General features: G+C 64.9%; 6 protein-coding genes and 1 pseudogene. 6 read left to right on the top strand and 1 reads right to left on the bottom strand.

The window, feature by feature from the left end; translation table 11 throughout:
- Positions 1–37: 37 nt before the first annotated feature.
- Positions 38–2,377: a BREX-1 system phosphatase PglZ type B gene (gene pglZ, locus EV699_RS09585; protein WP_132542040.1), complete on the top strand. Its 2,340-nt coding sequence runs from the start codon at positions 38–40 to the stop codon at positions 2,375–2,377.
- Between the two features lie 98 nt (positions 2,378–2,475).
- Positions 2,476–4,521, top strand: a complete 2,046-nt coding sequence (gene brxL, locus EV699_RS09580; RefSeq protein ID WP_132542038.1) for a protease Lon-related BREX system protein BrxL — start codon at positions 2,476–2,478, stop codon at positions 4,519–4,521.
- A 23-nt stretch (positions 4,522–4,544) separates the two neighbouring features.
- On the opposite strand, the pseudogene EV699_RS09575 reads toward brxL, so the two are convergent.
- Positions 4,545–5,456 (bottom strand): annotated as a pseudogene (locus tag EV699_RS09575) (LysR family transcriptional regulator).
- A gap of 433 nt (positions 5,457–5,889) precedes the next feature.
- Between EV699_RS09575 and benA the strand changes: the two are divergent.
- From benA to EV699_RS09555, 4 genes are read left to right on the top strand one after another with little or no spacing between them, the layout of a single operon-like run.
- Positions 5,890–7,245: a benzoate 1,2-dioxygenase large subunit gene (benA, locus tag EV699_RS09570; RefSeq protein WP_132542036.1), complete on the top strand. Its 1,356-nt coding sequence runs from the start codon at positions 5,890–5,892 to the stop codon at positions 7,243–7,245.
- Between the two features lie 4 nt (positions 7,246–7,249).
- Positions 7,250–7,741: a benzoate 1,2-dioxygenase small subunit gene (gene benB, locus EV699_RS09565; protein WP_132542034.1), complete on the top strand. Its 492-nt coding sequence runs from the start codon at positions 7,250–7,252 to the stop codon at positions 7,739–7,741.
- A gap of 29 nt (positions 7,742–7,770) precedes the next feature.
- Positions 7,771–8,817 carry a benzoate 1,2-dioxygenase electron transfer component BenC gene (benC, locus tag EV699_RS09560; RefSeq protein WP_132542032.1) on the top strand — a complete coding sequence of 349 codons (1,047 nt, stop codon included), beginning with the start codon at positions 7,771–7,773 and terminating at the stop codon, positions 8,815–8,817.
- Positions 8,817–9,602, top strand: a complete 786-nt coding sequence (locus EV699_RS09555; protein WP_132542097.1) for a 1,6-dihydroxycyclohexa-2,4-diene-1-carboxylate dehydrogenase — start codon at positions 8,817–8,819, stop codon at positions 9,600–9,602. The genes benC and EV699_RS09555 overlap by 1 nt, the downstream gene beginning before the upstream one ends.
- Positions 9,603–9,710 lie beyond the last annotated feature (108 nt).

The following is a 9,710-nucleotide window of genomic DNA, read 5'->3' as shown; positions in this document are numbered from 1 at the left end:
GTCTTTAATCATCGCTGCTCAGTTGAGGTGAATGACCATGGGGCGCATCACCACACTCGCGCAGCATCTTTCGAGTGCAGTCAGCGAAGCGGCCAAGGTCAATCGCTCTGTGCAGGTCAAGCCCGCCACGGTGCTCTGGACGGACAAAGACGGCATGTGGCGATCGGCCATCCCCGCGCTCAGGAAACACCTCCCTGGCCTATGCACCCTCGGCCCCTATAAGCCCGAGGAATGGACCGGTCCGGCGGTGTGGCTCAAATGCATGATTGTCGGTGTGCTGCCGGAGGCCAAACTGTCGGGCCTGCCGGTGGTGTATCTGCCAGGGGTAAGCAGGGCCGAACTTCGAGCCATCGAGAGTTGTACCCGGGACCTTCAACCCTTGGCCGAGTTGCAATACCGAGGGGTGTTCTGGAGCCAAGCCAACTCCAAGGATTGGACGCTCAGCGCTTACCTGTCGTCCAAGAATGGAGGTCTCGGCTTGGATGTTGCGCAAGACAAGGCGACCCAGGAAGCACTGAACCAAGCGCTGGAAGCCGGTGTGCTGTTGGACCGGCCGCTTGATGAGCTGAAGGGGCGGCAAATCAACGCCGAATGGCTCCTCAACCTGATGGCGCCGAATCCCACCCGTGACCTGCTGGTGTGGATGGACGCCCCTGCCGCTGCGCGGAGCCAGTGGGGCGGCGTTCGATGGGATGTGTTTGCCAAGCGCTGCAAGGCGGACTTTGGCTTTGACCCCATCGCTGACGGTGTGCTCGTGGCAGCCGAGATGCTGGCCAACGCCGGGGGCAAGTGGGCTGCCGTGGCTGAGCTTTACAAGGATTCCTACACCAGCTTCCCGCAGGTATTCGACCTGCTGGCCAAGGTTCAACCACCGCAGATGGGGCTCTTCCCTGATCTGGACCAGTTTTCGGGCTACCCGCAAGCCAACGAGCAGAGCGAGTCCACTTTGCGCTACGCGCTGTCCGCCTGTGCGGCCATGGAAGCGCCCCAGGCGCGGGCGGCTGTACGGGCGGCCGAGAAGGAGCATGGTGTTCGTCGTGCTTGGCTATGGAACCGGATGGGACGCTCACCGCTGGCCGCAGCGTTGGCACACCTGGCACGCGTTGCCGAATTGAGCGCAACCGCGCCAATTGGCACAACGCCCGCTGAGTTGGCCACCAGCTATCGGCAGTCGGGCTGGCTGGTGGATGAGGCTGCTTTGCGTGCACTGGCTTGCGTGCATGCCAAGGCGGATATAGCCGCGATCTCGGCTGCGCTGCGAACGCTCTACCTGCCGTGGCTTGCGGAGGCGGCCAAACGCCTGCAGGAAGCTGCCAAGGTAGCGGGGGGATTGCCTCCACTGCCGGCGACCGACGAGATGTCAGCCGAGGAAACAGGCGTCTGCACCTTGTTCGTCGATGGCTTGCGCTACGACGTCGCGTCACACCTGAGCACGCGGCTGTCTGAACTCGGCGAGGTGAAAACCTCGGCCTGTTGGACCAGCATGCCGTCGGTCACCGCCTCAGGGAAGGCGTGGTGTTCTCCAGTCGCCAAGTGGGTCTCGGGGACGCAGGGCGATGTGGAGTTCGAGCCTCGGGTGACAGCGGATGGCAAGCCGCTGTCTGGTTACAACTTCCGCAAGCTGCTGAACGAGAAGGGCATCCAGTCCCTGGACAAGCACGAGTCCGGCGACCCGAAGGGGCGTGCGTGGACCGAGGCGGGTGATCTGGACCACTACGGCCACGCACATGGCATCCGCCTCGCGCGGGATTTAGACGCCCAGCTGGCTCAAGTGGTGGAGCGCGTTGACGAACTCTGCCAGGCAGGATGGCGCAAGGTGCGCATTGTGACCGACCACGGATGGCTGCTCGTTCCTGGGGGACTGCCCAAGAGCGAGTTGCCCAAGCGCCAGGCCGAGACGCGGTGGGGGCGCTGCGCGGTGCTGAAGGACACGGCTTATGGAACGCCACTGACCTTCGGCTGGGATTGGTGCAAGGACGTGCAAGTGATCTATGCGCCGGGTGTGTCGTGCTTCACCGCAGGCACCGAATACGCGCATGGCGGCATCAGCTTGCAGGAATGTCTGGTGCCCGTGCTGAGCCTGGAAGTGTCGGAAACCGCAGCGCCATCGGTCAACGTTGTCATCAAGGCAGTGACCTGGAAGGGGCTGCGCTGCATCGTCGAAGTGGAGTCTTCGGCGAGGGATCTCATAGCTGACATTCGGAGCAAACCCGCGTTGGCTTCCACATCCTTGGCCGCCAGCACGAAACCTGTGGAATCGGGCAAAGCCAGTCTTGCCGTGGCGAATGACGAGCACATGGGGTCGGCCGCCGTGGTGGTGGTGCTAGGGCCGTGCGGCGAGGTCTTGCGGAAGGCCCCCACCACAGTGGGAGGGTAACGGGTCTGCGTTATCTCCGTTACCCCGCTACCTCCTATGCAGCGCAAACAACAGAACGGCAGAGCGGGCTGGCATCGGCCCGCGGAAAGGTAGAACACATGCAACTCGATGACCTGGACCGAAAAGCCACCACGGCCTTCGAAGGCTATGTGGTGCGCAAGGATCTGGTGCGCACCTTCAGCCACCAGTTCCCAGTGCCCACCTACGTCGTGGAGTTCCTGCTAGGCCGTTACTGCGCAACCACGGACGAGACTGAAATTCAGGAGGGTCTTGACATTGTTCAGCGGCAACTCAGTTCACGGACGGTCAAGGCCGGCGAGGAAGAGCTATTCAAGGCCCGAGCCCGCGAATCGGGTCCCGTGAAAATCATCGACATTATTACGGCACGACTCGACTCGAAAACCGACTCCTACATCGCCACGCTGCCAAGCCTGCGGCTGAACGACGTACGGCTGACGCCGGAGATGGTCAAGGACAACGAGCGCATGCTGACCGGCGGCTTTTACGCCGAGGTCACCCTCGGCTACGACGCGTCGATTGCCCAGGAAAAGGGGGGGCGACCATTTGGCGTGGAGTCGCTGCGCGCCATCCAGTTATCCAAGCGCGAGGTGCTGGACGTGCTGGCCACGGGCCGGGAGAGCTTCAAGACGGCCGAGTGGCGCGACCTGCTACTGCGCAGCGTGGGATTTGAACCGGCGACGCTACCCGAGCGGGCCAAGGACGCACTTCTACTGCGCATGGTCCCGTTCGTCGAGCGCAACTACAACTTGGTGGAGTTAGGACCGAGGGGTACTGGAAAATCGCACCTGTTCCAGCAGGTGTCGCCTTATGCGCACCTGATTTCTGGCGGCAAAGCTACCGTCGCGCGCATGTTCGTCAACAACGCCACTGGCCAACGCGGCTTGGTGTGCCAATACGACGTGGTGTGCTTCGATGAGGTGTCCGGCGTCTCTTTCGACCAGAGAGACGGCGTGAACATCATGAAGGGCTACATGGAGAGCGGCGAGTTTTCCCGCGGCAAGGAAAGCATTCGTGCCGACGGCTCCATTGTGTTGGTGGGCAACTTCGATGTCGATGTGGAGCACCAGCAACGGATAGGCCACCTGCTCGGACCACTGCCGCCGGAGATGCGGGACGACACCGCCTTCATGGACCGCATCCACTGCTTCCTGCCTGGATGGGACGTCCCGAAGCTCAACCCGGGCCTGTTCACCGAGCACTTCGGCCTAGTCAGCGACTTCCTGTCGGAGTGCTTCACGCAACTGCGCAACCAGAGCCGCGTCTCCACGCTACAGGGGCGCGTCTACTGGGGCGGAGCGTTGTCCGGCCGAGACCTGAACGGTGTCAACAAGACGGTCAGTGGCCTGTTGAAGTTGCTCTATCCCCATCCTGACGCACCGATCAGCGATGAAGATCTAGAATGGGCCGTTCGGCTGGCGCTTGAGGTTCGTCGCCGCGTCAAGGAGCAACAAAAGCGCATCGGTGCTGCCGAGTTCCGCAACACTCATTTCAGCTACACGATGGGCGCCGAAGGGGTCGAGAAGTTCGTTTCGACTCCCGAACTGCAAAGTCAGGACGGCATCGGCGACGAACCGCTCGAGTGCGGCCAGATTTGGACACTGAGCCCCGGTGGCCAGGACGAGCATCCTGGTCTATTCCGACTCGAAGTCACCGAAGGGCCTGGTAGCGGTGTACGGGTCTTGAACAACCCTGTTCCCGCGGCGTTCAAGGAGTCGATTCGCTGCGCCGAGCAGAACCTCTATGCCCGGGCGCAGCGGTTGGTCGGCGACCGAGACCCTAGGGCGCATGAGTTCTCGGTGCAACTCCGCGGATTTGACGCTGCCAAGTCAGGCTCCAAGACGGCTGTGGCGGCGCTGATCGCGCTGTCCAGCGCGCTGCTGAAGAAATCAGTGCGTGGTGGACTGGTGGTCGTCGGCGAGGTCACGCTGGGCGGCACCATCGAGCCGATCCATAACGCAGTGACCCTGGCTGAATTGGCAGTCGAGAAGGGTGCGAAATCGCTACTACTGCCCGTGGCCTGCCGCAGGCAGCTTTTCGACTTGTCGGATGAGATGGCGACCAAACTCGATATCGAGTTCTATCAGGACGGCCGGGACGCACTGCTGAAAGCATTGGCTGACTAATTGGACGCCCGAAGGGATCGCTGCTACCCGAACAGCGCGTTCCTGATGTTGTTCTCGCGGTAGTGCTGGCGAATCATGTCGAGGATCGCATCGACCTCGCGCGGGGCGCCCTCGGCGCGGCAGTACATGATGATCGGCGACACCGCGCGGGGGTCGTCGATCGGCCGGAAGAAGACGTCGTCGCGGCGCAGCCGCTGCACCGACTCGGGGACGATGCAGATGCCTTCCGCCGCCGCGACCAGGCCGAGCGCGGTCTGCACGCCGCTCGCCTCGTGCACGGCGGCGGGTTCCAGCCCGCAGTCGCGGTAGAGCGTCAGCACCTGGTCGGCGTAGCTCGGCCGCGGCGTCTTCGGGTAGATGATCAGCGCGTCGTCGGTGAGGTCGGCCATCTGCAGGCGCACGCGGTCGAACAGCGGGTGGCCGATCGGCAGCACCGCCAGCAGGTTCTCCTCGCGCAGCAGCCGGCGCGTCACCGCCGCGTCGTCGATGGCGATGCGGCCGAAGCCCACGTCGATCCGCCCGTCCTTCAGCGCCGCCACCTACTCGATGCTGCTCAGCTCCAGCAACTCGACCATGAGCTCCGGAAACGCCACCCGAAACCGGCGGAACAGGTTGGGCAGGGCGCCGTACAGCGTCGAGCCGACGAAGCCGATGCCGAAGCGGCGCCGTTCGACGTGGCCGAAGCGCTTGGTCATCGCGACCACCGCCGCCACGCGCTCCAGCACGTTGAGCGCCTGTTCGTAGAAGAAGCGCCCGGCCTCGGTGGGCTGCAGCGGGCGGCTCTGGCGGTCGAGCAGGACGACGCCGAGTTGCTCCTCCAGCTGCTGGATCTGCCGGCTCAGCGGCGGCTGCGCCATGTGCAGCTTCTCCGCGGCACGGGTGAAGCCGCCTTCCCTGACCACGGTCACGAAGTAACGCAGATGACGCAGTTCCACGACGAGGTTCCGCCTGCTGTACGTGAGCGGACGCGTGCCCCTGGGCACGCCTGACGACGGCCCCGACACCCGAGCGACCGTCGCACAAGCATAGGCCCCCGCCCGGCACGGCGACACGCCCCGACACCCCCGAAGCCTCCCCGCCGCCTCGCCATTCCCGCCGTAGCCGGCCGCCGCGCATGCGTGCCGGCACCGCGCCATTACGTGCATACCCGCCACGACGGTTTTGCCGATACCGCCAGAGTATCGAAGCGTACCGAATCAGTCTTTGACCCATTAGGCCGTGGCGACGAAGATGAATTCACGAAATCGCCACCGCTTCAAAGCGAAAGCCAGCCGAACTAATTAATTAAATTAGGCGGCATCAAATGGCAGTCGAGCAGGCGATCAGCGTGCCATGTCACTCGACCCACCAAACGAGGAGATCACCCGCATGACCGACACACTGGCCGAACGCATCAGCACCGCGCTGGTCGAGGATACCGAACGTGGCATCTATCGCGCGCGCCGCGACATGTTCACCGATCCGGAACTGTTCGAACTCGAGATGAAGCACATTTTCGAGGGCAACTGGATCTACCTGGCGCACGAGAGCCAGCTTCCGAACAACAACGACTACCTGACCACCCACATCGGCCGCCAGCCGATCTTCATCGCCCGCAACAAGAACGGCGAACTGAATGCGTTCATCAATGCCTGCAGCCATCGCGGCTCGATGCTGTGCCGTTTCAAGAAGGGCAACAAGGCCACCTACACCTGCCCGTTCCACGGCTGGACCTTCAGCAATTCGGGCAAGCTTCTGAAGGTCAAGGATCCGGATGGTGCGGGTTATCCCGAATCGTTCAACCGTGACGGTTCGCACGACCTGACCAGGATCGCGCGCTTCGAGTCGTATCGCGGCTTCCTCTTCGGCAGCCTGAATCCCGACGTGCTGCCGCTGGCCGAGCACCTCGGCGAAGCCGCGAAGATCATCGACATGATGGTCGACCAGGCCCCCGACGGCCTCGAAGTGCTGCGCGGCTCGTCGACCTATGTCTTCGACGGCAACTGGAAGCTGCAGGCCGAAAACGGCGCCGACGGCTACCACGTCAGTTCGGTGCACTGGAATTACGTCGCCACCACCTCGCGGCGCAAGACCGGCGAATCGGCCGACGACGTCAAGGCGATGGATGCCAGCTCCTGGGCCCGGCAGCAGGGCGGTTTCTACGCCTTCGAGCACGGCCACATGCTGCTGTGGATGCAGTGGCCGAACCCGCAGGACCGCCCGCTGTACGAGCGCCGCGACGAACTCGTCGCCCGCTTCGGTGCCGCCAAGGCCGACTGGATGATCGGCAACCTGCGCAACCTCTGCCTCTACCCGAACGTCTACCTGATGGACCAGTTCAGCTCGCAGATCAGGCAGTTGCGGCCGATCTCGGTGGACAAGACCGAGGTCACGATCTACTGCATCGCACCGAGGAACGAGAGCGCCGAGGCGCGCGCACGCCGCATCCGCCAGTACGAGGACTTCTTCAACGCGACCGGCATGGCGACGCCCGACGACCTGGAGGAATTCCGCTCCTGCCAGATGGGGTACATGGGCAAGGCGGCGAAATGGAACGACATGTGCCGCGGCGCGAAGCACTGGATACACGGCGCCGACGAGCGCGCGCAGGAAATCGGCCTGGCCCCCGTGCTGAGCGGCGCCCGCACCGAGGACGAAGGCCTCTACCCGATCCAGCACGGTTACTGGGTCGACACGATGCAGAAGGCCGTCGCGGCCGAAACCCATGCACAGGAGCGGGAGTGAGACCATGAGCATCGCCATCGAAACCGTACGCGAATTCCTCCACCGCGAGGCGCGTCATCTCGACGACAAGGAATGGGACAACTGGCTGGAACTGTATGCGCCGGATGCCGAATTCTGGATGCCGGCGTGGGATGACGACGATCGCCTGACCGTCGATCCGCAGCGCGAAGTGTCGCTGATCTATTACGGCCGCAAGGACGGGCTCAATGACCGCGTCTACCGGATCAAGACCGAGCGTTCGGGTGCGACCAGCCTGCCGGAGCCGCGCACCTCGCACAACATCAGCAACGTCGAGATCGTCGAACAGGATGCCGACACCTGCAAGGTGCGCTTCAACTGGTTCACCCTGTATTACCGCTACAAGACGGTCGACACCTATTTCGGCACGTCCTGGTACACGCTCGACATCTCCGGCGCGCAGCCGCTGATTCGCAGCAAGAAGGTCGTGCTGAAGAACGACTGCATCCACCACGTCGTCGATATCTACCACATCTGACGGGCGGAGCACGCGGAGGAGAGAGAGCCATGAGCCATCAGATCGCCTTGAGTTTCGAGGACGGCGTCACCCGCTTCGTCGAATGCCGGTCCGGCGACACCGTCGCCGACGCCGCGTATCGCGCCGGCATCAACATTCCGCTGGACTGCCGTGATGGCGCCTGCGGCACCTGCAAGGGTTTCTGCGAATCGGGCCGCTACGACGGCGGCAGTTACATCGACGAGGCGCTGAGCGACGCCGAGGCGGCCGAGGGTTACGTGCTCGCCTGCCAGATGCGGCCGCAGTCGGATTGCGTGGTGCGCATCGCCGCCACCTCCGACGTCTGCAAGACCGGCGCGGCGACCCACAAGGGCCGCGTCAGCGCGATCGAACGGCTGTCGGAGACCGCCGTCGCCTTCTCGATCACGCTGGCGGACCGCGCCGCGCTCGGCTTCCTGCCGGGCCAGTACGTGAACATCCGCGTGCCCGGCACCGACCAGCGGCGCTCGTACTCGTTCAGCTCCGGGCCGAACGCGGCGGCGGTGTCGTTCCTGCTGCGCAACACCACGGCGGGGCTGCTGCCGACCTGGCTGCGCGAGCGTGCCGAGGTCGGCGCCGAGATCGACTTCAACGGTCCGCTCGGCAGCTTCTACCTGCGCGAGATCAAGCGGCCGCTGCTGTTCCTCGCCGGCGGCACCGGGCTCGCGCCGTTCCTGGCGATGCTGGAGACGATCGCCGCGCAGGGCAGCGCCCACCCGATCCACCTGATCTACGGCGTCACCAGCGATGCCGACCTGGTCGAGGTCGACAAGCTCGAAGCCGCCGCCGCGCGCATCGCCAACTTCACTTTCGCCTGCTGCGTCGCCGACCCGGCGAGCGCCTACCCGCGCCAGGGCTACGTGACGCGCTACATCGAGGCCGGTCACCTCTACGACGGTGACGTCGACGTCTACCTGTGCGGTCCGCCGCCGATGGTCGACGCGGTGCGCCAGCACATGCAGACCCACGGCATCGAGCCGGCGAACTTCTACTTCGAGAAGTTCGCCACCAGCGGCCTGGTCACCGCGATCAGCGAGAGCCACGGGGGGCGGCCGTGATGGTCCACGCCGGACGTTTCAACGGGAAGGTCGCCGTCGTCACCGGCGCGGCGCAGGGCATCGGCCGCACCGTGGCCGTGGCGATGGCACGCGAAGGCGCGCGGCTCGCGCTGGTCGACCGTTCCGCACTGACCGCCGAGGTCGAGGCCGAGATCGTCGCCGCCGGCGGCGAGGCGCTCGCGATCAGCGCCGACCTCGAACGCTACGACGACGCCTGCCAGGCGCTGGCGAGCGCCCATGCGCGCTTCGGCCACATCGACATCCTGATCAACAACGTCGGCGGGACGATCTGGGCGAAGCCATTCGAGCACTACGCCGAGCACGAGATCGAGGCCGAGGTGCGCCGCTCGCTGTTCCCGACGCTGTGGGGCTGCCGCGCGGCACTGCCCTACCTGGTCGCCCGGCAGCGCGGGGTCATCGTCAACGTTTCCTCGGTGGCGACCCGCGGCGTCAACCGCGTGCCCTACGGCGCGGCGAAGGGCGGGGTCAACGCGCTGACCGCCTGCCTCGCCTTCGAGTACGCGGCGCAGGGCATCCGCGTGGTGGCCGTCGCCCCCGGCGGCACCGAGGCGCCGCCGCGGCGCATCCCGCGCAACGCCGCACAACCGAGCGCACAGGAACAGGCCTGGTACCAGCAGATCGTCGACCAGACCGTCGAGTCCTCGCTGATGAAGCGCTACGGGACGCTGGAGGAGCAGGCCGCCCCGATCCTGTTCCTGGCGTCCGACGAGGCCTCGTACCTCACCGGCGTCGTGCTGCCCGTCGCGGGCGGCGACCTCGGCTGAATCCGCGGGGCGGAGCCCCGCACCCGACCGGCGCCCGGCCGCCCCCGCGGCCGGCGCCCCACCACCAACCGTGTCCAACCGACCCACCACCACCTGAAAACTGGAGAG

This window comes from Plasticicumulans lactativorans (assembly GCF_004341245.1).
In the GTDB taxonomy this organism is placed as follows: Bacteria; Pseudomonadota; Gammaproteobacteria; order Competibacterales; family Competibacteraceae; genus Plasticicumulans_A; species Plasticicumulans_A lactativorans.
Note: the sequence above shows the minus strand (reverse complement) of the source record. Positions and strands in the feature narration are given on the sequence as shown.